The sequence below is a fragment of the Nocardiopsis sp. CA-288880 genome, assembly GCF_050955985.1.
Lineage (GTDB): Bacteria > Actinomycetota > Actinomycetes > Streptosporangiales > Streptosporangiaceae > Nocardiopsis > Nocardiopsis tropica.
In genome coordinates, this window is record NZ_CP192105.1 from 2,701,999 (window position 1) to 2,725,229 (window position 23,231).

Sequence of the window (23,231 nt, forward strand, 5' to 3'; positions counted from 1 at the left end):
CCGCGGCGCGTACGGGCTACACCAGCTCCGGGACCACGGCGTACACGGTCGGGTCGGTGTGGCCCCCGGCGGTCAGGGCGTCGTGGCGCAGGATGCACGTCCCGCAGGTGCCGCAGTGCGAGGGGCCGGCGGAGTAGCACGACCACGTCAGCTCGTACGGCACCCCCAGGCTCCGGCCGATCTTCCCGATGCCCGCCTTGCTCGTGCGGGAGAAGGGGGTGTGGACGGTGACGGTGCCGCTGGTGGACAGCAGCGCGGCCGTGTTGACCGCGGCGATGAACTCCGGCCTGGTGTCGGGGTAGACGTCGTGGTCGTCGGCGTGGACCGCGGTGACGACGCGGTCGTGCCCCAGGGTCTGCGCGATGCCCAGTGCCGCGAAGACGAACGTGCCGTTCCGGGACGGCACCACGGTGACGCCGGTGGAGTCGGCGCCGCCGTCCCCGTACACCCCGTTGGAGTAGGGGCCGCTCGGCACGTCGATGGTGGGGTCGGTGAAGGAGGAGCGGAGCTTGGCCCCCCAGGAGGAGAGGTCGACGAAGTGGTAGTCCACGCCGTAGTGCTCGGCCAGGCTCCTCGCCGACTGGATCTCGGCCGCGTTGCGCTGGGAGTAGTTGATGTTGAGGACCGCGCCGGCGCGTCCCTCCTGGGCGGAGAGGGCCAGGGCGGTGGCGGAGTCCATGCCGCCGGACAGCAGTACCAGGTCGCTCATTGCAGATCTCCCTTTCGGTTGCCTTCGTCGGTGCGGGTTCAACGGTGAGAGGGGGAGTCCCGTGGGGCCGCCCCGGCACTCCTCGTGCGGGGCCTCGGCGGTGCGCCGCCCGGCTCTGTCCGCCGCCCGGGACCGGGCGGACGGAGGGCGCGGGGCCGGAGCCCGGCACAGGGGCCGGTCCGGTGGCGGCGGGGGAGCCCGCGGACGCCTGGCGCGGGGTCGGCGGGCAGGCCGCCGGGTCGGAGGGGACACGGTGTGTCACCGTCCGCGGCGACGGGCGGGCTCGGGGGTCGGGGGCGGGTGGACCGGGGCCGTGTCAGGACGGCAGGACCGTCTCCCGGTGCGGGGTCCGCAGGAGGGAGCCGGCCCACGTTCTCGATGCGGGCCGGCGCGGATCCGCCGTGGGACCGCCGCCGTTCGCGTCCGGGCCGCGGGCCGGGCCGGGGGTGCGCCGGGCCGGATCATCGGCGGTACGGGCGGCGGGTACCCGGCACGGGTGAGGGATCACGGTCGGCTCCAAGCATCCTTGGCGACACTGGTCCCAGTTGACCAGATCCGGATCCGTCGTGTGAGGGGTTTCGCGGAACCCGGTTCGCACGCCGCGGGGGAGTCCGCCGGGTGTACCGCGTCGCGGGACGGGCCCCCGGCCGTCGTTCCAGGAGAGCCCGGCCCCGCGCCCGCGGCGTCGTCCCGCGGTTCCGCCCCGGCGGGGAGCACGGTGTCCGACCCGGCGCCCCGGCGGCGACGGGACGCACCGCTCCGTTCCGGCGGGCGCCGAATGGTCGGACCACTCTGCCGTGAGGAGAGGCAAGCCGGGGAAAGAAGCAGGTTTTTCGGCGGGACACCACGATGTATCAGAAAATTGGTATGATGAATCGCCCGTCAAGGGGAACGGTGCGGCAGCCTCTCGGAGTCCGGACCGGACCCGGCCGCCGCCCGGAACGCAGCGAGGGGCGCCCCGCGAGGGCGGTGCGCCACGGCCCGACGACTTGGAGAGATCCGTGCCCCACGATCCCGGCGGAGAGCGCACGCCCGTCACCCAGAGGGCCGTCGAGCGGATCAAGGCGATGATCGCGGGGGGCGAGGTCGGACCCGGCGAGCGCCTGCCCACCGAACGCGACCTGGCGGTCCAGCTCGGGGTCTCCCGCAGTTCCATGCGCGAGGCCATCCGCGCCCTCACCACGCTCGGTGTCCTGGAGGCCCGCCACGGGGCGGGCGTCTACGTCACGGCGCTGCGCCCCGCGGACCTGCTGGAGACCTTCTCGGTGCTCGCCGAGGTGTCCCAGGGGCAGACCCTCCTGGAGGTCCTCCAGGTGCGCCGGATGCTCGAACCCGCCGCCACGGCCCTGGCGGCGGCGCGGGCCGACGCGCGCGACCTGGAACGCATCGGCGCGCTGCTGGAGCGCATGGACGGCTCCGGCGCCATGGACTGCGCGGGGGCTCCGGGGGGAGCGGCTCCGGAGGGCGGCGCACGCCCCCGCCGGGAGGCCCCCGACGGGGGCGTGCTCGACACGGCCGGCGCGGACCTCGGCTTCCACCAGGCCATCGTGGCCAGCACCGGCAACGCCACGCTGGCGGCGATCGGGGAGGGGCTGTCCTCCCGCACCTTCAACGCCCGCGTGTGGGCCGGGCACCGTGAGGCCGGCCTGACCGCCGCGCTCCACGAGGACCACGAGCGCATCCACGAGGCCCTGGTCGCGCGCGACCCCGACGCGGCCAGGGCCGCCGCGACCGTGCACGTCCTGCGGGTGGAGCGCTGGCTCCGGGCCGACCTCGCGCAGGGGGACGGGGCCGGGGTCCGGACGCGGGCGCCGGGACGGTGAGGGGGCCACCGCCGGCGCCGGGGGCTCAGCCGTCCCCGTCGCGGACCCCGTCCGCGAACTCCTCCGCCCCGAGCACGCGCGTCAGGTCCTCCCCGTCCGGCGCCCGGTCCTGCTCCTCCGCCGGTTCGGGGGCCTGCTCGGGAACCTCCTGGCGCAGTTCCGCGCCGATGCCGAGGGCGTCGTGGTCCTCGAGCTCCTCGATCCGGAGGCCGTACGGGTGGTCCGCCAGGTACTCGGCCACCGCCGTGTCCTGGTCCGCCGCGCCCACGTCCATGTCCGCGTCCACGTCGTCGATGTCGCTCTCGTGTCCGGGCGCGGGGTCGAAGGGCCCCACGCCGGACCCGTCGGGTCGTCCTGTCACCGGCGTCCCCCTCGCTCTCGTGGTCCCTACCCCTGATCATGCCTGGTCAGGGCAGGGGATGCCAGGGGGGCGTGCGGACCGGGGACCCGGCGGGGACGAAGCGGTCACCGGGGACGGAACGGCGCGTGGTCACGGACGGTAGGATTTGGCGCTCTTGTCCGAGATGACGAACGGAGTCCCCTCTCCCGTGACCGTGCGCGACCGGGTCCGAACGATCGTCGACGCCCCCTGGTTCCAGGCGAGTGTCGTCACCCTCATCCTGATCAACGCCGTCATCCTCGGCGTGGAGACCTCCCCCCGGGCCATGGCGGCCCACGGCGACCTCCTCCGCGGCATCGACATCGTGATCCTCGCCCTGTTCGTCCTCGAACTGGGGCTGCGGGTCTACGCCCACCGGGCGGAGTTCTTCCGCGACCCCTGGAGCTGGTTCGACATGGTGATCGTCGGGATCGCCCTGCTGCCCACCTCCGGGCCGTTCTCCGTGCTCCGGGTGCTGCGCGTCCTCAGGGTGCTGCGGCTGCTCTCGGTGATCCCCTCCCTGCGGCACGTCGTGTCCGGCCTGTTCCGGGCCCTGCCCGGCATGATGTCCATCCTCTTCCTGGTGATGCTCCTGCTCTACGTGTCGGCGGTCATGGCCACGCGGCTCTTCGCGGACGACTCCCCGCAGTACTTCCAGGACCTCCCCACCTCGCTGTTCACCCTCTTCCAGATCGCCACCGCCGACGGCTGGGGCACCATCGCCAAGGACGTGATGGAGCACACGCCGATGGCCTGGGTGTTCTTCGTGGTCTTCGTCCTGGTGTCCACCCTCGTCGCCCTGAACCTGTTCATCGCCGTCGCCGTGGAGGCGCTGGAGAAGGACGACGGCGAGGAGAGCGGGGGCGGCCCCGGGGACGGGCGGGGCGGCCGCGCGGTACCCGATCCGGACGACGGCGGCCCCGACCCGGGGCACGCGATGATCATGGCGGAGCTCCGGACGCTGCGCGCCGAGGTGGCCGAGCTGCGCCGGGAGCGCCAGGAGGTGTGAGCGCCCGCGGGGACCGGACCCCGCGGCGCGCCGTCTTCCGGCCGGGGCTGTGGAAAGCCCCGGAAGCGGTGGTGTTCGTGGCAGGCTAGGGCTGTGCGCCGGACGCCTTCGGACGGTTCGGCGGCACAGCCGCACGGTGGGAGCGGCACGCGGACCCGGCATCCGTGCGCCGCCGCCCGCACCTGACCGCACGGACGACGAGGAGCGACCGGATGTCTGCCAGCACACCCCTCCCTCGCACCGGGGGCACCGGAGAGGGGGCCGCCCCGGGCCTCCCCCTGGACCGCAGGGGGGAGTGGACCGCGCTGGGAGAGCACCGCGCGCGGCTCGGCCCCGCCCACCTGCGCGAGCTGTTCGCCGACGACCCCTCCCGGGCCGGGAGGTACACGCTCGACGTCGGCGACCTGCACGTCGACTACTCCAAGAACCTGGTCACCGACGAGACCCTCGGCCTCCTCGGCGCACTGGCCGCCGCCACCGGCGTCGCCGACCTGCGCGACGCCATGCTGCGCGGCGAGCACATCAACGTCACCGAGGGCCGCGCCGTCCTGCACACGGCCCTGCGCGCGCCCCGCGGGGCGGTCATCGAGGACGACGGCCACGACGTGGTGCCGGAGGTGCACCGGGTCCTGGAGCGCATGGGCGCCTTCGCCGACCGCGTCCGCTCGCGCGAGTGGCGCGGCCACACCGGCCTGCCCGTGCGCCGGATCGTCAACATCGGCATCGGCGGCTCGGACCTGGGCCCCGCCATGGCCTACGAGGCGCTGCGCCCCTACACCGACCGGGGCCTGGAGTTCCGGTTCGTGTCCAACGTGGACGGCACCGACCTGCACGAGGCGCTGATCGACGCGGACCCGGCCACCACGCTGTTCGTGGTCGCGTCCAAGACCTTCACCACCGTCGAGACCATCGCCAACGCCACCGCGGCGCGAGGCTGGCTGCTGGACGGGCTGGGGGAGAAGCCCGGCGGGGACGCCATCGCCGAGCACTTCGTCGCGGTGTCCACCAACGCACCCGAGGTCGAGGCCTTCGGCATCGACACCCGCAACATGTTCGAGTTCTGGGACTGGGTGGGGGGCCGCTACTCCTACGACTCGGCCATCGGCCTGTCCCTGATGGTGGCCCTGGGGCGCGAGCGGTTCCAGGAGATGCTCGCCGGGTTCCACCTGATGGACACCCACTTCGCGACCGCCCCGGTGGAGCGCAACCTGCCGTTCCTGCTCGGGCTGCTGGGCGTCTGGTACGGCGGCTTCCACGACGCGCAGAGCCACGCGGTCCTGCCCTACAGCCACCACATGTCGAAGTTCACCGCCTACCTCCAGCAGCTCGACATGGAGTCCAACGGCAAGTCCGTGCAGCGGGACGGGCGCCCCGTCGCCTGGCAGACCGGCCCCGTCGTGTGGGGCACCCCCGGCACCAACGGCCAGCACGCCTACTTCCAGCTCCTGCACCAGGGGACCCGGTTCGTGCCGGCGGACCTCATCGGGTTCGCCAACCCGGCCCCCGACCTGCCCGAGTCCCTGGTGCCCCAGCACGACCTGCTCATGGCCAACCTGTTCGCGCAGGGGCAGGCGCTGGCCTTCGGCAGGACGGCCGAGGAGGTCGCCGAGGAGGGCGTCGCCGCGGAGCTGGTCCCGCACCGCACCTTCGAGGGCAACCGCCCCACCACGACGATCCTGGCCGACCGGCTCAGCCCGTCCGTCCTGGGCCAGCTCGTCGCCCTCTACGAGCACAAGGTGTTCGTGCAGGGGGCGGTGTGGAACATCAACTCCTTCGACCAGTGGGGCGTGCAGCTCGGCAAGGTCCTGGCCAAGCGGGTCGAACCCGCGTTGAGCGAGGGCGCCGACGTGCCCGGCCTCGACACCTCCACCGCGTCCCTGGTGGAGCGCTACCGGTCCCTGCGCGGCAGATAGGGCCCGGGGGCGGATCCCGTCCCCGTCTGCGGGAGGGCCCGAGCCCTCCCGCAGACGGGGACAGGGCCGCGCCGCGCCGGAAAACCCTTTGCGCGTTCCGCGCCGGCCCGGTTAGCCTGGCGGGGACATGCTGAACTGACATCGAGACCGATCCGCCGCGTGCGCGGGGCTCGCCCGTCCAGGGCTCGAGCCCGCTGTCCCGCCCGGCGGACCCACGTTCCCTGTTTCCCGTTCGCGGCGTCCCCAGGACCCGCGGACCCGTGGTGCGGTCTCGATGTCGGCGACGGACCCCTGTCCGTCGTCCCGGGCCGCTCCACGGATCCGCCTTCGAGGCGCACCGGGAGGGGACGGCACCGGTCAGGCGTCGAGGCCCGCCCCCAGACGAAGGGCGGTCCCACTCCGTGACCCGTGAATCCACATCCGCACCGGCCGCGTCGGCGAAGGCCCCGAGGCCGCCCCTCCCGGCGGCTCCCGGCACGGGCGGTTCACCGCTGCTGCGCGCCCGCGACCTGGCCCGCGTCTACGGCGACCGCGTGGTGCTCGACGGTGTCGGCCTCGACGTCGCCCCGGGCCAGAGGCTGGGGCTCGTGGGCGAGAACGGCGCGGGCAAGTCCACCCTGCTGCGCCTGCTGTCGGGGGAGGAGGAGCCCGACGCCGGCAGGGTGGAACGACCCGACGACACCGGGTTCCTGTACCAGGAACTGCCCTATGGGCCGGAGACGACACCGGCCCAGGTCCTGGAGGAGGCCCTGGCGCCCGCCAGGCGTGTGGAGCGGCGGCTCACGGAGACCGCGGCCGCCCTCGACGGCGCCCCCGAGGACGCGGGGCTGCTGGCGGCGTACGCGGAGGCGCTGGCCGACGCCGAGCGCGGGGAGGTGTGGGACGCCGACCGCCGCGCGGAACTGGTGGTGGCCGGGCTCGGACTGGACGGGGTCTCCCCGGACCGTCCGGTGGGACGGCTGTCGGGCGGTCAGCGAGGCCGCCTGGGCCTGGCCGCGCTGCTGGTCCGCCGTCCGCGCGCCCTCCTGCTGGACGAGCCGACCAACCACCTGGACGACCGGGCGCTGGAGTTCCTGGAGGGGTACCTGAGGGGACTGCCGGGGGTGGTGGTGCTGGCCAGCCACGACCGGGTGTTCCTGGACGCGGTCTGCACGGGTCTGCTGGACCTGGACCCGGCCGTGGAGGGGCCCGTGTACTACGGCGGCGCGTACTCGTTCTACCTGGAGGAGAAGAGGGTGGAGCGGGAGCGCTGGGAGCAGCGCTACCAGCGGGAGCAGAACGACCTGAAGGGGCTGCGCGAGGCGGTGCGCACCACGTCGCGGCAGGTCGCGCCGGACCGGGCTCCCCGGGACAACGCCAAGATGGCGTACGACTACTCGGGCGGGCGCGTGGACAAGCAGGTGTCGCGCCGCGTGCGCAACGCGCGGGGACGCCTGGACGACCTGGAGCGCGACCAGGTGCGCAGGCCGCCGAGGCCGCTGGTGTTCGGCGCCGCCCTGACCCGTGACCCCGGGGAGGCCGGCGTGAACGCGATCACACTGCGGAACGTGGTGGTGCCGGGGCGGCTGCGCCTGGACCGCCTGGACGTGCCGGCGGACGGCCGGCTCCTGGTGACGGGCCCGAACGGGGCCGGCAAGTCCACACTGCTGTACGCCCTGGGGCGCCGGCTGCGGCCGGAGTCCGGCGAGGTGCTGTGGCGGAGGGGCGTGTCGGTGGCGCTGCTGGAGCAGGACGTGGTGTTCCGCGACCCGCAGCGGACCCCGCGCGGCCTCTACGACGGGTTGAACGCGTCGCTGCCCGACGCCCCGCGCCTGACGGACCTGGGCCTGGTGGCCCCGCGCGACCTGGACCGGCCGGTGGGGGAGCTGAGCGTGGGGCAGCGACGCCGGCTCGCGCTCGCGATGCTGGTCGGCCACTCCCCGGACGTGCTGCTGCTGGACGAGCCGACCAACCACCTGTCGCTGTCCCTGGCGGAGGAGCTGGAGGAGGCACTGGGCACGGCGCCCGGAGCCGTGGTGGTGGCCTCGCACGACCGCTGGCTGCGCCGCAACTGGTCCTGGGACGAGCTGCGGCTGGTCGACGGCGGCGCCGCGGAGGCGCAGGCCGGGTCCTAGGACGTGTTCCGCGGACACTCGCCCTGCTGCGCGTCGCCCCGGCACGCCCCTCGCGGCGTTCTCATCAGTCGACAGGACCCCGCTCTGACTCCTTCTTCGGCCTTGCGATGAACGCACCGGATACGCCGCTCGCGACGGGCAGCATCCACGGAACACGCCCTAGGTCCGGGCCGCGCACGTCGCCGGTGTGGCGGGAGGGGGTTCCCTGGCGGAAGCCTCCCCGTCACCGCCATGGTGGGCCGGTGGAACGTCTACTTCTGGGCGGCTTCGAGGCAACGCGCTGGAGGCACGAGAACGCGGCGGAAGAAGCGACCGGCGCGAAACGGGAAGAATTAGCGAATCTACGACATAAAGGTGAGGGGTTTCGAGTCCGACAAAGGTGATCCGGACACGCGGCGTACCGGCCCGCCCCGGGTTCACCGCCCCGGCCAGCGGGGGCACACCACGGTGTGGCCCGCCCACAGCGGCCCTCCGGCGCGGTCGAGCACCTCGCGGACGACCCCGTGCGCCCGATCCGGCTCGTCCATGGCCCGCACGACCCGGTCGGCCAGGCCGGGGTCCAGGTTGCGGAGCTCGCGCAGCAGCCACTTGCCGGATCCCTGCCAGTGGCGCGCGGCGGCCAGGGCCAGCCGTGAGGCCTCGGTCAGCGCCCGCCAGGCGACGAAGGCCCTCTCCCCGGGATCGGTCGCCCCGGAGAGGTCGTCGAGCAGGTCGGTGAGGACGAAGCGGCGCTCGTCGAGCTCCGCCGGGGACAGGGGCGCGGGACCGGCCGCCAGCCGGGCCCGCATACGCTCCCGGAACCCGGCGCCGAGGCCGCCCGTGTCGGTCACCACCACCCCCTCCGCGAGCAGGCGCGGGATCCCCGGCCAGCGCCGGGCCAGGTTGTCCTCGCAGTAGGCGGCCAGGGTCTGCGGGTCGTGGACCAGGACCTCGACCGGCCAGCCGAGCCAGTGCAGGGAGCTGCGGTAGGGGGCGGGCCTGGGCGGGGTCACCACGACCACGTCCAGGTCGGAGGTCGGGGTGAGGCGCCCGGCGGCCGAGCTGCCGCCGAGGACCACCGCCAGGGCCTCGGGGAACAGGCGGCGGGAGAGGTCGATGACCGTGGTGACGGGGGCCAGCCGTTCTCTGCTCATTCCGTGGTCCTACCGCACCGGAGGCCGGTCCACGCGCGGGCGGGGCGGGTGTGGAGGGGTTCTGTGTTCCCCCGTGTCCGGGGCGAGCCCCGGGTGGGCGACCGGGGACACGCTGTCGCGCCTGCGTTCCTCCGAGCCGGGGGCGGGCTGTGCCTTCGGGGCGGAACGGTGCCCCGCTTCATGGCGGTTTGTTGCCTTCTGTCCCGTGCTGGACATGCCGGTCGACGACCGGCGCGGACGCTGGAAACGCCCATGTCAGTCGTGCAATCTTTGCGTAGTCGACCAACTACTCAAAGCGATGACGGGGGCAGGGCCACATGACCGCGCCGATGGACGTGCCCGAATCCTCCCGACACGCCGACCCCGAGGCGGTGGTCGCGGGCGCGGCGAACGCGGCGAACAGGTCCCTGCGCCAGATCGCCTGGCAGAGGTTCCGCAGGGACAAGGTCGGCATGGCCGGGGGGATCATCGTCGTCCTCCTCATCCTCGTGGCCCTGTTCGCGCCCCTCCTCACCGCCTGGTTCGGCCACCCGCCCAACCAGTTCGACCAGGACCTGGTCGACCCGCTCACCGGCGGGGTCCTGCGCGACCCCGACGACCCCGCCCAGGGGCTCGACCCGTGGGGCGGCATCAGCGCCCAGCACCTCCTGGGAGTCGAACCCGTCAACGGACGCGACCTGTTCAGCCGCATCGTCTACGGCGCGCGCACCTCCCTGCTGGTCGCCACCGTCGCCACCGTGGTGTGCGTCCTGATCGGCACCGTCCTCGGCATCGTGGCCGGGTACTTCGGCGGCTGGATCGACACCGTCATCAGCCGGGCCATGGACATCTTCCTCGCCTTCCCGCTGCTGCTGTTCGCCATCGCCCTCGTCGGGGTCATCCCCGACGGCGCCTTCGGCCTCTCCGGCAACAACCTGCGCATCGGCGTGCTGGTGTTCATCATCGGGTTCTTCAACTGGCCCTACATCGGCCGCATCGTGCGCGGACAGACCCTCACCCTCAAGGAGCGCGAGTTCGTGGAGGCCTCGCGCAGCCTCGGCGCGGGCAGCGCGCACATCGTCTTCCGCGAGATCCTGCCCAACCTGGTCACGCCGATCCTCGTCTACTCCACCCTGCTCATCCCCACGAACATCCTCTTCGAGGCGGCCCTGAGCTTCCTGGGGGTGGGCATCAACCCGCCCACCGCCACCTGGGGCGGGATGCTGGAGGGCGCCCTGCGCTTCTACACGACCTCGCCGCACTTCGTGATCATCCCTGGCCTGGCCATCTTCGTCACCGTCCTGGCCTTCAACCTCTTCGGGGACGGGTTGCGCGACGCGTTCGACCCCCGCTCCTCCGACTGACGCACCGGGTCCGGCCCGGGCCGGACCGTTCACCGGACCGTGCGGGGCGCGGTCCCACCATCGAATCCGACCAGGAGGCAAGGTGAGTACCCATCACTTCACACACGCGGGGCCGCCCAGGCGGCGCCGCGGGCGCGGCCGGGCCACCGCGTGCACGGCCGCGGCGGCGGCCGTGGCACTGCTGCTGAGCGCCTGCGGGGACGGCCGCGGCGGAGGCGGGGGAGGCGCGGTCGACGCGGAGTTCAACCAGGGGGAGACGGAGATCGTCAACCCCTCCGACCAGACCGGCGGCACCCTGAGGTACGCCATCTCCTCGGACTTCGACTCGCCCGACCCCGGCAACACCTACTACGCGTTCAGCTGGAACTTCACCCGCTACTACGCGCGCACCCTGCTCACCTACACCGAGGCGCCGGGGGAGGGCGGTACCGAGCTCCAGCCCGACCTCGCGGAGGGGATGCCGCAGGGCAACGAGGACTCCACCGAGTGGACCGTCGAGCTCAAGCCCGGCCTCAAGTACGAGGACGGGTCCGAGATCACCGCCGAGGACGTCAAGTACGCCATCGCGCGCAGCAACTTCGGCGATCAGGCGCTGCCCAACGGGCCCAAGTACTTCCAGGAGCTGTTGGCCGACAGCGACGACTACGAGGGGCCCTACGCGGACGAGGCCGACCCCCTGGCCGGGTTCGACGGCATCGAGACCCCGGACGACCACACCCTCGTCTTCCACCTGAACACGAGCTTCTCCGAGTTCCCGTACGTCCTGGTGCAGCCCCAGACGGCTCCGGTCCCGGCCGAGGCCGACCGGGGCGAGCAGTACCAGAGCCACGTCATGTCGTCCGGGCCCTACAAGTTCGACGGCGACTACCGCCCCGGCGTCTCCCTGAACCTGGTGCGCAACGATCAGTGGGACGCGGCCACGGACCCGACCCGCAAGGCCCTGCCCGACCGGATCGAGGTCCAGCTCGGGGTCGACCAGAACGAGATCGACCAGCGACTGGTCAACGGCGAGGTCGACGTCGACCTCGCCGGCGCGGGGGTGGGCCCTGCTATGAAGGGCACGCTGATCACCGACGACAACCAGCGGCACAGCGTCGACAACCCGCAGACCAACACGCTGCGCTACGTCAACATCAACACCGTCATCGAACCCCTGGACGACCCCGCCTGCCGGGAGGCGGTCATGTTCGCCGCGGATCGCGACGCCCTCCAGCGGGCGTGGGGCGGCGACACCGGCGGCGACATCGCGACGCAGCTGATGCCCGCCGCGCTCCCGGGCGCCGATCCGAGCATCGACCTGTACCCCTCCCAGGACAACAAGGGGGACCTGGACAAGGCCCGCGAGAAGCTGGAGGAGTGCGGTGAGCCCGACGGGTTCTCCACGGCGATCGGCGCCCGCGCGGACCGTCCCACCGACGTGAGCACGGCCGAGGCCCTCCAGCAGGCCCTGGCCCGTGTGGGCATCGACGTGGAGATCAAGCAGTACCCGTCGGACAGCTACACCAACACCCAGGCCGGGTCCCCGGACTTCGTGCACGAGAACGACCTCGGCCTGACCGTGTACGGGTGGGCGCCGGACTGGCCCAGCGGCTACGGGTTCATGAGCAAGGTGCTGGACGGCGACGCCATCCAGGACGCGGGCAACACCAACATCGCGGAGCTGGACGACAGCCAGATCAACGACTGGTTCGACGAGGTGGTCACCGTCGACGACCAGGAGGAGCGCGCGTCGATCTACACGCGGATCGACGAGCGGGCCATGCAGCAGGCCGTGATCGTCCCGGCCGTGTTCGAGCGGACCGTCCTGTACCGGCCGCCGCACCTGACCAACGTCTACTACCACGCGGGCTACTCCATGTACGACTACATGGCCCTGGGCACCACCCGGGAGTAGGGGCGGCGGGCAGGACGCGTCGCGGGTCGGGGGGAGGGGTCTTCCGACCCGCGACGCCTGTCTTCGCGCCCCGTGCCGCACCCGGATCCATCACACGCGGGCCGGGGTCCGGTCAGGCACCGACCGACGCGGCCACTCCCGAGACGGTGCGCAGGTCCTCCGCGAATCCCGGGTAGGACGTGGCCACCGAACCCCAGCCGGTGATCGTGCTCAGCCCGCTGGTGCGAGCCACCGCGGCCACGGCGGCGGCCATCGCGATCCGGTGGTCCCCCGCACTGTCCACGGCCGCCGGCGAGAACTCCTCCCGACCGTGGACGACTATCTCTTCCTGGGGTAGGGATAGCATTGATCGTAATCAAAGAATTCCTCGACAGCGCCCATATCCAACTCGACCTCTAATGTCATGCCATTGATGCTCTGGACAGCTCACTTGGCCTTACCAACGACAAATCCAAGGACCCACCCGCCGCAACCGTTGTCCGCTGGCATTGACGTCGACTATTCCTGGAGTCCTGCCGAAAAATAATCCGATGGGACTCCAGGGTTTCTGAAGAAAACCTAGGGCTGCCATCGTTTCCTATTCATTTCAGTAGCCAAAATAGGACTACGATGACAAATTTATTCGATCGATATCTCGACGAATCGGGCCAAGTTGGGGAACTCGATCCCACCACCATTCATCATCCGATCGCCCGCCGTCGTCAAGGTGGCGAACAATCCCTGGTTCATCATTTTCAGTGAACTGAATAAACCTGGAGTCGACATCATCGAGAGCTCGCATGAACCCCTCGAGGTAATCCGATTCGGCTTTTTTCATACCCCGATGGACGAGACTCCTGAGTGCGAGGGCGGCAATCAAGTCATAGGCGACCCATACCGTTCTGTTGGAATCTGGTAGCCCAGTCTCCGCCTCGATCCTGAGAACGTGATTTTGCCAACTCTCCAACAGCTCAATCAGCCCTAAAGACCGATTTGGGGTGACTGAAACCGAGACGCTCTCCAGTCGACCGATGTCCATATCCGTTAGAAAGCTGCCGAGCCATTCATTTTGTTCGCTTTCATTCATCGGTTCGTCCCATTGGGGTAATGTGACATGGGTCTTCGTGGCATATTCCAGTTGATAATTACACGGACGCCATTTCTGTCAAATCTCGACGAGCTCTGCCCATCCAACTGGACCGAGCAGACTGCGGAAGAGGGGTACTGCCGGGAGTGCGGTGCCACGGTGCGATCCGACTGCTGTTCGAGCCGACGGGGCGCCGCATGGCTGGGAATTGGGTGGGCTTCGGCAAGGACTTCGATGTCAACTCCCTGCTGCTCGTGCAATCCTATGGCGGGGCTTCCCCGGAGCCGGGCAGGAGATCCTCTGCGACCGGCCTGGCCTTTCAGAGCCCGAGGGCCTCGAATGCCGCAGTGAGCGGGATGCGTTCCTGCTCGACGCGCCGGTGGCCGGAGTGGCCGGTGTCCAGCAGTTGGAGGTAGACGGTGCGTTCAGGGCCGGTGAGGTGCGCGAGTGGTTTGGGCGTGCCGGGCTTGATGGCCGCACCGTTCTTGTCGGTGTCGGTGCCGTACCGCTCATAGGCCTCATAGGTGCGGGGGTCCATGAGAATGGAGGTCACGGGGAGGCCGTCGGCCCGGAAGCCGTTGAGGATCTCGTAGCCGTGGCGGTCGATGTCACCCCAGTAGAACAGGCGAGGCGCACCGGCGAGCCAGGCGAACGCGGCGGCCGTCCTTCCTCCGAAACCGTGCCCTTCGACGGCGATGCCGCCGGGGGTCGGTGGGAAGTGGATGGCGGTGTCCTTGTTCTCGGAGATGAGGACGACGTCGGGTTGGTAGGCGGGGGTGAAGGTGTCGTCGACGGTGGCCGAGTCGTGGACGCGCGCACCGGTGGCCCGGTAGGCGGGGTCGAGGTAGGTGAAGTGGATGCGGGAGGGGTGGGCGGGTCGAAGGCCGAGGTCGTTCAGGCCGGTCAGGGCCAGGACACCCTTCGTGTGGGCCTGGAGCCACTTGGCGTGGACGCCCGGCAGCGGTACCTGCCGTGGTGTGACACCGAGGCCTGCACGGGCGGGGTCTGCGAGGTACCAGTCGGCAACGGTGGTGAGCAGGTCGAAGTCCAGGGGTGTGTACTGGTCGACGAGGCGGAGCGCGCGGTCATGGTCCGCTATCTGGGGGTAGCGCTCCTGTAGGACGCGGTGCCGGTGGCGGGCTCGTTCGAGCCGGGAGGGCCATGCCCCTCCGACGATGGCCGCGGCCCGGTCGAGGGAGTCAACGCCGAGGTGGGTCGGGACGACCTGGGAGGTCCCTTTGACCGAGCGATTTTCGTAGGCGAGGTCGAGACCGCGGGTCTTGGCCCAGTCCTGCCATTGGATGGTGCGGGCGTGGACGGCGGCGTAGTCGGCCTCGAGGGCGGCCCTGGTGAGCCTGCCGAGCGGGAAGGCGTGAGGGAACGACGGGTCGCCGCCGGCGATAGCGGTGTGCCAGTGCTTGGAGAGTCGCCGTTCGATGTCGGCGACAACCTGCTCGGGTGTCTTCATGCGGCGCCGTCCGGGAGGGCAGTGATGTAGGAGTAGCCGCGGCTGTTCTTGGTGATGGTGAGGATGAGGTCCATGTGGGGTTCCAGGGCGGTGACCTTGTCGAGCGGCGCGCCGATGATGAGTTGGAACCCCAGGTTCTGCCACGCCCTGACGGCGCGGCCCGCGTACTCGCTGTCGGCCTTCACGAAAGCCTCGTCGAGGAAGACGGGCGCGAATCGGGGCCGGGAGCGGGTCTCGTCGCCGAGTTGGTAGCGCAGCGCGGACCCGACGATGAACGCGATGAGTTCTTGGCTCTCGCCTCCGGACTTGCCGCCCAGGGAGTCGTGGATGGCGATCTCACGGTCGTGCTCATCCAGGCAGACGGCGGTGATGACCACGTGTTGGCGCACGTCGAGGTAGCGGTCGCGCTGTGGTGTGGAGGTCTTGGTGTGGCCTTCGGGGACGCTGATGAGGGCCATGAACTCGTGGAGTTTCTTGAACCGGCTCTCGACTTGGTGGTCGGTCAGTTCGGCGGCGACTCCGGAGGACAGTTCTCGGAGCCGACTCCGGAACTGGACCACTTCCGCAATTTTGAGGCGACGCAGGTCGATCTGGAGGATGCCTTTGCCGCCGAAGGGAAGCCCGCGCAGGATGGCGTTGATGGGGACGAGCCTCTGCTCGATGTCATCGATCGCGGTGTCGAAGACGTCGTTGAGTTTGAGCAGGTCGTCGCTGGACCAGGCGGCGAGTTCGCGCTGCCACTTCTCGCGGCGTTCATGAAGACCCGTAGTCTCGATGCGGTCGAGGATCTCACGGTACCCCGCAGCGGAGGCGACGGTTGTGCCGAGGTTGTGTTCGCTCCATTGGGCCTGGAACGACTCGAACATTTGTTTCATGGCTTCGGTGGCGCGTTTGACGCTCAGTTGCGCTGCGGCGGCGTCTGCCTTGAGGCGGTTGCGCATGGCTCGCATGTTGTAACTGAACGTTTCAGGGTCAGTGGCGGCCCAGTTCTTATCGAACAGCTCGTCTAGGTACTCCTGTTGGTCGCCAGTAACGGTGGCGCTTTGTTCGTTGTCGATGTCGTCGACAGCGCCTTGGACCTCGTCCTGCTTCGTGGCCAGATCGCCGTGCTCCTTCTCCAGCGTTTTCAGCCGGTCGGCCTCCAGGACACGCAGACGGTTCGCTTCCTCCAACAACGGCTTGAGGCGCTCTTCTTCAGCTTGGAGTTCGTCGAGGATCTTGTTGGCACCACGGAAGCGCTGGATCTCGTCCCTGAAGTCCGCGATCTTCCTGTCCACACCGAGGTAGTCGATGGAAGCCCAGTCGGTGTCTGCGACACATTGGTGCGCGACGCGTTGGCGGCCCAAGTCACCGAGCCGGTCCTGGACGTCCTTGATGCGTGTGCGGACCGCTTCGATCTGCGGATCGAGGTCGGCAAGGGCCGAGTCGATATCAGCCAGGCGCCGTTCGTTGGAGAAGCCGATGATGTTGCCGTCGCCGGATTCGCCGTGTGCTCCCTTGTGCCCGTGCCGTGTCTGGCCGGCGGGGGTGACGCGTGGCCCGTCACCAGCCAGGGCAGCGGCATCAGGAACGCACAGGTGGTCGATACCGGTGTCGCTGACGCGTCCTTGGACCCATCGGGAGAACGGCGAGTCCTTGAAGGCAAGCTTGCCGGACACGTGGTCGGGGTCGCCGCGCCAGTCCTGGGTATCGGCGAGAGTGACGGCCTGGAACTGGATGCGGGGCCGGATCGGGACACCGTCAATGCTGCTGGACAGGTGTGTGAGGGTGCGCTGGTCGACCAGGACGACCCGGGCCAGACCACCCAGGGTGGTCTCGATCGCTTTGCGCCAGTGTTCCTCGTCGGGGAGAACGTCGATGAGTTCAGCCACGAACGGCAGGTCGTTCATGGGGTCGAGCCCGGCGGCCTCAGCCATGCGCACACGTGCGTGGTGCAGCCGTTCGGGGACCATCCCGGCCCGGCCCTGGAGGGATTTCCTCTCCTTCAGTAGTTCGGCCTGGCGGGTGGTGAGCGGATACAGCTGCTCGCTTTTGCACGCGTCCTCTTCGTCCTTCAACGTCCCTTCTCGGCCCTCGAACCCGACCAGGAACTCTGCGGCGGCGGCTTGGGCCTCGCTGAACTGTTCCTCCTTGTCGGGTACGACCAGGTGGATTGGCTCGGTGCGGAGTTGGAACCTGAGATTGGCCTCATAGACGCCGTTGCGGCTGGTTTCGAGGTCCTTGATCTTTCGGAGGCGGTCATCGATGACGTCGCCGCCGTTGGCGCTCTTGTCCTCCGCGATCTTGTCCAAGCCCGTCTGGTGGTCGGCTTCGTCCCGTTGGGCTTGTTGGAACTCAGCGGTCGTTTTGGCACGGGCCTGTCGGTTCTCCTCGACCGCCGTGTCCAGGAGCGCGCGTTCGGTGCGCAGCCGCCACAGCTGAAACGGTGAGACGTCCTCGGAGTCGGCGCCGAACCCATGGATCAGGTCCACATCGCTCTGGGCCCGCTCCAGCTCCCTCTGGAGGTCGGGGAGGCGCCGGAGAGTTTCGACCTTCTTGGCCTCGTCGACCATCTTGCTGTAGGAGGCCTCGATGTCGGCGAAGTGTTCCAGGGCGTTGTCAGCGGCCTGGTAGGTGCCTGGCACTTCGAGCACCATGGTCTTGTAGAGGGTGTCCACGCGCTTGAGTTGCATGTTGGCCTGGAGACGGGCCAGGAGCCGCATGGCTTTGCGGCCGCCGCTGGCGCCGCCGATGCCCAGGCGGGTGTGCACGCTGTCCTCGAACTCCCAGAACGTCTCGAACACGGAGATATTGCTGAAGGCGGTCCGCAGCGCCCGCCTGGTGAAGCGGGTCTTGGCGAGCGGCGCGAACCGGGACAGGTTCAGGTAGCCGTCGAGCGTGACGAAGGCGGTGATCAAGTCGCCGTTGCCTTTCGCACCTGGCTTCACGAAGTAGAGCCGCGCGACGGTGTACTTGCGGCCGCTGTCGTTGACGAACGTCATCCCGACCGCACCCCAGGTGGGCGCCCCGTCCGCCCCCCGCAGCACCTGGTCGCGCAATTCGTCGGCCACTCGATTGATGTCGGTCTGACCGCGCAGGTAACTGAGCAGGTTGCGCTGCTCAGCGGACCGGGCCCGACCACCGGCCTCGTTCGACGCACCGTTGAACGCGGTGTCGGAGGGCATCATCAGCGCGATGTAGGCGTCCAGCATGGTGGACTTCCCGGTGCCCGACGCACCGGAGATGAGCGTGGAGCCGGGTGAGTAACGCGCCTCGTTCCACCCGTGGAAGCCGCCCCAGTTGACCATCTGCAGCGTGTCGGCACGCCACTGGCTGGTTCCATCAGGCACGGCGAGGTCGGGGATGAGCGGCTGGTCGATGGTCATCCTGTCTCTTCCTCAACGTCGGAGTCGAAATCGAGTTCGGCGGGGCCGGTGCCGCGGTCTTGGCCGGTGGGTGTCTCGAAGCCGTTCTGTGTGATCAGCCAGACCCACAGGGCACGGAGTTTCTCCACCGGGAGGAGGACCTCGATGATCGGTGAGATGCGGAACCGGTCCGGGTCTGCGGTCTTGAGCAGCACCCCGGCGGTGGCGAGCGTGTCGATGGCCTTGTTGGCGCGCCTGTGGTCCATGGCGCGGTGGGTGGTGTGTTCGGGGCGGTGGTCCGCCACTTCGTCGAGCATGATCTGCCGCTCGGCGAAGACGATGTTGTTGCCCTCCTGGAGCTGGGCGCGGAACCGGTGCCGCAGGTACATCATGACGATGGTCTCCTCCTTGCTGTGCGCCATATCGCGCAGCAGGGAGGGAAGGGGGTCTCCGGTCTCGGTGGCGGCTTGTCGTTTGAAGGCCACCTGGTAGTCGCGGTCCACATGCAGTTCGAGGAACAAGTCGTTGAGGCGGCTCTTGATGAGGTCCTGGTGGGTGATGAGGGCCGCCCACTGCTCGGGATGGCTCTCCGCGGAGATGTAACGGTGCTTCAGTAGGGCGTGCAGACACCGCCGCTGCTCGGGGTAGAGAGTGCTGGTGTCCTCCTCGAACATCGCCAACGATGTCCTGTCCTCGGTGTCCTCCATGTTGGAGAGCGCCTCGCCGGCGGACGGGTCGAAGTCGTGGCCGGGGTCAGTCCCCTCGCCGGCCCAGGTGTGGGTCACTGCTCGTCTCCGTCCACGCCGAAGCTGTCAGCCATGGTGATGCGCGGCATGAGGAACCGGCGGGTGCTGCCGTCGGGGCGCACCGCCGCGACCGGTTCGCGGATGGTGGCGTCCACGTCGGTGTCCATCCCTGCGAGCAGGTGCAGCAGGCCGAGGATCTCCACCGGGCGACGCAGGTCCTCTGGCAGTGTGTTGAACAGTGCGGCAGCGGACTCCACGTCCCCGGTGGCGAGCCGCGTCTGGATCTCATGGCGCAGCTCGGCCAGCGACGGACCGCCCTGTTTGCGTATCTCCTCGAGCGACAACGCCTGCGGGGCCTCTGCGGTGACGTCTTCCAACGGTTCGGGGGCGCGTTCGCTGTCCGGGTCGAAGGTGCGAAACCGCAGTCCGGAGATGTCCAGGCCGGGCGGGATCAGTTCCACTTCGACGTGGCTGCGTGCGCGGGCCGACTGCATCCAGACCCGCATCTGCCCGTCGATGCCGCGCAGCACCTCGTCGAGTTCGCGGTTCTTGACGTGGTCGTAGTTCTCGATGTGCTCCCGCAAGGTCGCTGACAGCCGCTGCCGCTGTCCCAGGACCTCGGAGATACCGCGACGGATCACATCCACCGTCGTCCGCAGCTGGCGGTGCTCATCCGGCAGAAGGGTTCCGGCCCACGGGTGGGCCAGGATCACCTGTAGGTCCTTGCGGAGCCGGTCGAGCCAGTCGCGGTTGCGCAGCAGCTCCAGAGCGCCGGCGAACGCTCGTCCCTCCGGGGTGGCCTTCAGCAGGTTCGCCGACTGGTCCAGGTAGTCATCGACGACCTCGCCGACGGGGCGTGCTTCCTCCCGGAACCGTTTGGCGATGACCTTGTGCATGTCCCGGACGGCTTCCTCGACCCGGCGAAAGTCCGAGGGCAGACCGTCGAGCTCCCTGAGCACGTTCGCGAACTGCTCAGTCAGTTCAGCCTCTGTCGTCTGCAGCATCTCGCCCCCCTCGGTGAGCCGGTCGCGCTCGGCCGTCAGCCCCACGATCTCCTCCGTCAGCCGCCGGATCCGTTCCCCACGGTCCGGGTTGGCGACCAGCGCGGCCTGGGACACGACATGGCGCATGGTGGTGATCCGCGACAGGGAGACGTTCAGCTGGGTGCGGGTCGCGCGGGTCACGTAGTCCAGTGCCTGCTTCGCATCACCGGTCAACTGATAGGTTTCCTGGCCGTCTCCGGGATCGCGGTAGAGCCACCGTTCCCGCACCCACTGCATCGCCAGGGTCTTGCCGCCCGCTGCCGGGGCCGGGTGACCGGCAGCCCTCAGCTCGTCGAGGCGGGCATCGACCACGGTGTGGAACCTCTCCACCGGGATCGGCTGCCCGTCCTCGGGGAAGGAGGTGGCGAAGATGGGCATCGCGATACCAGCGGACTTGCGGTCGAGCAACTTCAAAGTCGGCGTATCCAAAGCCGAATTGATGCGTGCGACCTCACCCTCGATGTCGCCCATCAACACCTCCCCTTACCTGCTTCGCGTTGACCACCGAGTGGCTTGCTTTGGAGAGTAGAAGTCGAGACGGACAGTTCGTGTCGCAACCCGGAAAGCCTGCCAATCGACTATGCACCAAATCTGTCGAAATTTCCGTTTCTCGTGCCCGGTACAGTACAGGGCTGGTACCCCAGCCGGGTCGGCGTGGCGGTCCGGTTCCAAAGCCAGGACGATCTTGCCCATGGTGGTCCGCGGTCCTGACCGCGAGCAGGCAGCACCGGGCGTGAGCAGGCGTAGGGGGCCTCAATGCCGGGGAAGGCCGGGGTGCTCATGGTCTCTCCCAGGAAGGCCTTGAAAGCGATTTCGTAGTAGCACTCGCCGACGTGGGAGTGTTAGTGAAGTGCCTGGACGATCAGGGGTTATGGGGGTTGGACTGCTGCTTTGTGCGCCAGGTTGGGCCCGAGCCGGAGCGCGAGGGTTCCCAGTAAGGTGTGGTGCTCCCTGATGTCCTCCGCGTTCTCTTCGCCTCCGTAGAGCACTCCCGGCAGGGGAACACGGCATAGAGACTTCCTACAGTTCACAGATGAGTTTGAGCGCGACGTACTTATCCACCTCACACTTCAAAGAGCTGGCAGCGCGGTCGGCTCTGTGTAGGAGCGCGCAAGGCCGTACTCGAGGATCAGAGCCTTGTATTCGCGGGCAGATGCGAGCTTGCCTTGTAGACCGGTAACTGCAGCGGAGGAGACATGGGCGGTGGTGAGTTGCCTGTGTTTCTTCCAGTCGGCGGCGGTGTCGGCTGTCCGCCACAGGAAGCACACTCTCTGGCCGAAGGTGTAGTCCCTCAACCCGTGAAGAAGGTGGTCATACAGTTCCGACCGTGTGGGCCCCACACTCGCAGGGATGGACCGGGAGAGAGGGTCCCCTGTTTTGCCAGTTCAGGTGGCTATGGGGTTTCGGGGTGGCGTTCAGGCCTGCGGAAGTGGCTCGGGCGCGGCTGATGGGAGACGTTGCCCTTGGCCGCGCTCTTGTGCTTGTGGTGTCGTTCGCACAGCGCTTGGAGGTTCTCGTCGCGGTGGTCGTCGCGGTCGCCCATGTGGTCGACCTGGTTCGCTGGCTCACCGCAGATTCCCCGACAGCCATTCGCCACTGGCAGACATGGCGGTCGCGGCGCAGGATGCGCGGGCGCACGCGGCTGTACCAGTCGGAGGGCAGTTCGGCCCTGCGGGTGCTGCCCCTCCACCCTCCGGACAACGGGCACCTCCAGACGCCCCAGGTGATGGGCGGTTGCCCTGGTGGCCGCCTGTGGCCAAACGTCCTGAGGGGGTGGCGGTGCCCGTCTACTGTGGCGGCATATCCCTGCGCTGCCTTCGGAGACACCTGTGTCGTACCCCCCGCCCCCGGGCCAGGATCCCTATGGCCATTATCAGCAGCCGCACCACCAACAGCCGTACTATCCGCCGCCCCAGCAGCTTCCTCCGCCTCCGCCGATGCCCCGGTACTCCAAGAGCGTGGAGAAGCGGCGCGGGCTCGGCGGGCTGGCGAACTCGACGCACCTGCTGCTGACGATCTTCTCCTGCGGCATGTGGCTGATGATCTGGATCCCGTGGTGGATCTTCCGGGTGATCGTGCCGAAGAGGCGCGTCACGAAGACCTACTACCGGTGAGGAGCGCCATGCGGCACTCCACGAAGCTGTTCATCCTGGTCGGCGTCGCCCTCGTGGTGACCGGTGTCGTCGCGGGGCTCCTACCCATCGAGCCCATCGACCCCGGCCAGTTCGGGCCCCTGGTCATAGGCGAGTGCGGGAAGGTGTTCGATCGCGAGAGCAGCTACCTCGGAGGCCCGGCGTGTGCGGCCGCTTGGTCGAACCGAACTCTGCTTGTGTGGGGGTCGATTGTCCCGGGCGCCGTGCTGGCCTTCGGTGCCCTGATCATGGACCCGTCGGTCGGCAAGAAGCGGGACCCGGCGGGGAAGTAGTCGCCCGCCCCGCTCGACGCGCCTCCCCCTCAGGGGCGCGGAGCAGGGCGGGATGTTGGGGCGCCCGGCAGTCGGGGACACATCACGGGGTGGATGCTTCCTGCCGGGCGGGTCTGAACTGGGTCGATGATCGACCGCATTGTCGCTACCTGGCGTTTCGGCTGTGTCCGGTTCCCGCACGCTGGACGGAAACTGGTGGCCTTACGTCGGACAGTGGGGCGACAGGAAGTCCTCCATGTGGCCCGATTCAGCGGACCGACAGAGGACACCGAGCCAAAGTCGACTTTGTAAGAATTCTTCCAACGCGCTACTTGGCGCGAAGGTTCTCTTCGAGGAGGCTCATGGGCGCGATCAAGAAGAGCCTCGTCGCTGTTGCCGCAGCTGTTCTGATGACCACAGGTATGGCGGCACCTAGCCTCGCCGCTGCCACCCCTCGATCCCTTCAAACTACTGAGATCACTGAGAGCAACGCAGCTAAAATCCCCCCCTGGCTTGGACGAGAGCACATGACTTCGACCACCTCCCAGCAGACCCCCGTGACCGTGGCACACGGAAGCACCAGGCTCCAGATTCGTACCGGCGTGCACAGTAATGGTGTTCGGTACGGGTGGGCTCGCGTTCAAAACGGTGTTGCTGGTACGCACCTTCGCTTCGAAGTCGACCTGGACGGCGACCGGCGATATGACGATTTCAGGACTGCTCGGATAGAGGGTGGCACCGTATGGACGGAGGGGTATCCGACGTCTTCCTCAAGCAGCCGTGCGTTTCGGGCGTGCATCATGCCGATCCTTGGCTCCTGCGAAGCACCTAACACCCTGCGAA

Annotated in this window: 18 protein-coding genes; 8 read left to right on the forward strand and 10 right to left on the reverse strand. The window is 69.1% G+C overall.

Translation table 11 applies throughout. The annotated features are described in order from the left end of the window. Window positions 1-16: 16 nt before the first annotated feature. Window positions 17-709, reverse strand: a complete 693-nt coding sequence (locus tag ACQPYD_RS11485) for a 7-cyano-7-deazaguanine synthase (RefSeq protein ID WP_330157023.1) — start codon at window positions 707-709, stop codon at window positions 17-19. Window positions 710-1,776: 1,067 nt separating this feature from the next. On the opposite strand from ACQPYD_RS11485, the gene ACQPYD_RS11490 reads away from it, so the two are divergent. Beyond that, window positions 1,777-2,532, forward strand: a complete 756-nt coding sequence (locus tag ACQPYD_RS11490) for a FadR/GntR family transcriptional regulator (RefSeq protein WP_433702021.1) — start codon at window positions 1,777-1,779, stop codon at window positions 2,530-2,532. A 25-nt stretch (window positions 2,533-2,557) separates the two neighbouring features. On the opposite strand, the gene ACQPYD_RS11495 is transcribed toward ACQPYD_RS11490, so the two are convergent. Further along, a complete protein-coding gene (locus tag ACQPYD_RS11495) occupies window positions 2,558-2,806 on the reverse strand; it encodes a hypothetical protein (protein WP_433702022.1) in 249 nt (82 codons plus the stop codon). 274 nt (window positions 2,807-3,080) lie between these two features. On the opposite strand from ACQPYD_RS11495, the gene ACQPYD_RS11500 reads away from it, so the two are divergent. The 3 genes from ACQPYD_RS11500 (at window position 3,081) to ACQPYD_RS11510 (ending at window position 7,947) form a co-directional block, all read left to right on the forward strand. After that, window positions 3,081-3,920, forward strand: a complete 840-nt coding sequence (locus ACQPYD_RS11500) for an ion transporter (protein WP_433702023.1) — start codon at window positions 3,081-3,083, stop codon at window positions 3,918-3,920. A gap of 212 nt (window positions 3,921-4,132) precedes the next feature. Beyond that, on the forward strand, window positions 4,133-5,833 hold the full coding sequence (gene pgi, locus ACQPYD_RS11505; protein ID WP_433700973.1) for a glucose-6-phosphate isomerase: 1,701 nt from the start codon (window positions 4,133-4,135) through the stop codon (window positions 5,831-5,833). Window positions 5,834-6,324: 491 nt separating this feature from the next. After that, complete coding sequence (locus tag ACQPYD_RS11510; protein ID WP_433702024.1) at window positions 6,325-7,947, forward strand: ABC-F family ATP-binding cassette domain-containing protein; 1,623 nt, start codon at window positions 6,325-6,327, stop codon at window positions 7,945-7,947. Window positions 7,948-8,363: 416 nt separating this feature from the next. Here the strand turns inward: ACQPYD_RS11510 and ACQPYD_RS11515 are convergent, their stop codons facing one another. After that, on the reverse strand, window positions 8,364-9,080 hold the full coding sequence (locus tag ACQPYD_RS11515) for a nucleotidyltransferase domain-containing protein (RefSeq protein ID WP_433700974.1): 717 nt from the start codon (window positions 9,078-9,080) through the stop codon (window positions 8,364-8,366). Window positions 9,081-9,397: 317 nt separating this feature from the next. On the opposite strand from ACQPYD_RS11515, the gene ACQPYD_RS11520 reads away from it, so the two are divergent. After that, on the forward strand, window positions 9,398-10,423 hold the full coding sequence (locus ACQPYD_RS11520; RefSeq protein WP_267949417.1) for an ABC transporter permease: 1,026 nt from the start codon (window positions 9,398-9,400) through the stop codon (window positions 10,421-10,423). A gap of 82 nt (window positions 10,424-10,505) precedes the next feature. Continuing rightward, window positions 10,506-12,317, forward strand: coding sequence for an ABC transporter substrate-binding protein (locus tag ACQPYD_RS11525; protein ID WP_433700975.1), 1,812 nt, complete (start codon window positions 10,506-10,508; stop codon window positions 12,315-12,317). A 112-nt stretch (window positions 12,318-12,429) separates the two neighbouring features. Here the strand turns inward: ACQPYD_RS11525 and ACQPYD_RS11530 are convergent, their stop codons facing one another. The 7 genes from ACQPYD_RS11530 to ACQPYD_RS11560 form a co-directional block, all read right to left on the reverse strand. Then, a complete protein-coding gene (locus ACQPYD_RS11530) occupies window positions 12,430-12,663 on the reverse strand; it encodes a hypothetical protein (RefSeq protein ID WP_433700976.1) in 234 nt (77 codons plus the stop codon). Window positions 12,664-12,921: 258 nt separating this feature from the next. Beyond that, a complete protein-coding gene (locus ACQPYD_RS11535) occupies window positions 12,922-13,383 on the reverse strand; it encodes a hypothetical protein (RefSeq protein WP_433700977.1) in 462 nt (153 codons plus the stop codon). A gap of 319 nt (window positions 13,384-13,702) precedes the next feature. Next, on the reverse strand, window positions 13,703-14,851 hold the full coding sequence (locus tag ACQPYD_RS11540) for a Wadjet anti-phage system protein JetD domain-containing protein (protein ID WP_433700978.1): 1,149 nt from the start codon (window positions 14,849-14,851) through the stop codon (window positions 13,703-13,705). Further along, complete coding sequence (locus tag ACQPYD_RS11545) at window positions 14,848-18,216, reverse strand: ATP-binding protein (RefSeq protein ID WP_433700979.1); 3,369 nt, start codon at window positions 18,214-18,216, stop codon at window positions 14,848-14,850. The genes ACQPYD_RS11540 and ACQPYD_RS11545 overlap by 4 nt, the downstream gene beginning before the upstream one ends. Then, window positions 18,213-18,980: a DUF4194 domain-containing protein gene (locus ACQPYD_RS11550; RefSeq protein WP_433700980.1), complete on the reverse strand. Its 768-nt coding sequence runs from the start codon at window positions 18,978-18,980 to the stop codon at window positions 18,213-18,215. The genes ACQPYD_RS11545 and ACQPYD_RS11550 overlap by 4 nt, the downstream gene beginning before the upstream one ends. Next, window positions 18,977-20,455, reverse strand: coding sequence for a DUF3375 family protein (locus ACQPYD_RS11555; protein WP_433700981.1), 1,479 nt, complete (start codon window positions 20,453-20,455; stop codon window positions 18,977-18,979). Before ACQPYD_RS11555 ends, ACQPYD_RS11550 begins: the two co-directional genes overlap by 4 nt. A 599-nt stretch (window positions 20,456-21,054) precedes the next feature. Then, the gene (locus tag ACQPYD_RS11560) at window positions 21,055-21,279 is read right to left on the reverse strand and encodes a hypothetical protein (protein WP_433700982.1); all 225 of its coding nucleotides are present in this window, start codon (window positions 21,277-21,279) and stop codon (window positions 21,055-21,057) included. A 642-nt stretch (window positions 21,280-21,921) separates the two neighbouring features. Between ACQPYD_RS11560 and ACQPYD_RS11565 the strand changes: the two genes are divergently transcribed. Together ACQPYD_RS11565 and ACQPYD_RS11570 are read left to right on the forward strand one after the other, a co-directional pair. Next, a complete protein-coding gene (locus ACQPYD_RS11565) occupies window positions 21,922-22,098 on the forward strand; it encodes a hypothetical protein (RefSeq protein WP_344183094.1) in 177 nt (58 codons plus the stop codon). Between the two features lie 8 nt (window positions 22,099-22,106). After that, the gene (locus tag ACQPYD_RS11570) at window positions 22,107-22,409 is read left to right on the forward strand and encodes a hypothetical protein (RefSeq protein WP_433700983.1); all 303 of its coding nucleotides are present in this window, start codon (window positions 22,107-22,109) and stop codon (window positions 22,407-22,409) included. Window positions 22,410-23,231: the final 822 nt, after the last annotated feature.

Bases quoted from the DNA above. Each gene is read 5' to 3' on its own strand.
- ACQPYD_RS11485 (WP_330157023.1), bottom strand. From the start codon at position 709: ATGAGCGACCTGGTACTGCTGTCCGGCGGCATGGACTCCGCCACCGCC.
- ACQPYD_RS11490 (WP_433702021.1), top strand. From the start codon at position 1,777: ATGATCGCGGGGGGCGAGGTCGGACCCGGCGAGCGCCTGCCCACCGAA.
- ACQPYD_RS11495 (WP_433702022.1), bottom strand. From the start codon at position 2,806: ATGGACGTGGGCGCGGCGGACCAGGACACGGCGGTGGCCGAGTACCTG.
- pgi (WP_433700973.1), top strand. From the start codon at position 4,133: ATGTCTGCCAGCACACCCCTCCCTCGCACCGGGGGCACCGGAGAGGGG.
- ACQPYD_RS11515 (WP_433700974.1), bottom strand. From the start codon at position 9,080: ATGAGCAGAGAACGGCTGGCCCCCGTCACCACGGTCATCGACCTCTCC.
- ACQPYD_RS11520 (WP_267949417.1), top strand. From the start codon at position 9,398: ATGACCGCGCCGATGGACGTGCCCGAATCCTCCCGACACGCCGACCCC.
- ACQPYD_RS11530 (WP_433700976.1), bottom strand. From the start codon at position 12,663: ATGCTATCCCTACCCCAGGAAGAGATAGTCGTCCACGGTCGGGAGGAG.
- ACQPYD_RS11535 (WP_433700977.1), bottom strand. From the start codon at position 13,383: ATGAATGAAAGCGAACAAAATGAATGGCTCGGCAGCTTTCTAACGGAT.
- ACQPYD_RS11540 (WP_433700978.1), bottom strand. From the start codon at position 14,851: ATGAAGACACCCGAGCAGGTTGTCGCCGACATCGAACGGCGACTCTCC.
- ACQPYD_RS11545 (WP_433700979.1), bottom strand. From the start codon at position 18,216: ATGACCATCGACCAGCCGCTCATCCCCGACCTCGCCGTGCCTGATGGA.
- ACQPYD_RS11555 (WP_433700981.1), bottom strand. From the start codon at position 20,455: ATGGGCGACATCGAGGGTGAGGTCGCACGCATCAATTCGGCTTTGGAT.
- ACQPYD_RS11565 (WP_344183094.1), top strand. From the start codon at position 21,922: ATGCCCCGGTACTCCAAGAGCGTGGAGAAGCGGCGCGGGCTCGGCGGG.
- ACQPYD_RS11570 (WP_433700983.1), top strand. From the start codon at position 22,107: ATGCGGCACTCCACGAAGCTGTTCATCCTGGTCGGCGTCGCCCTCGTG.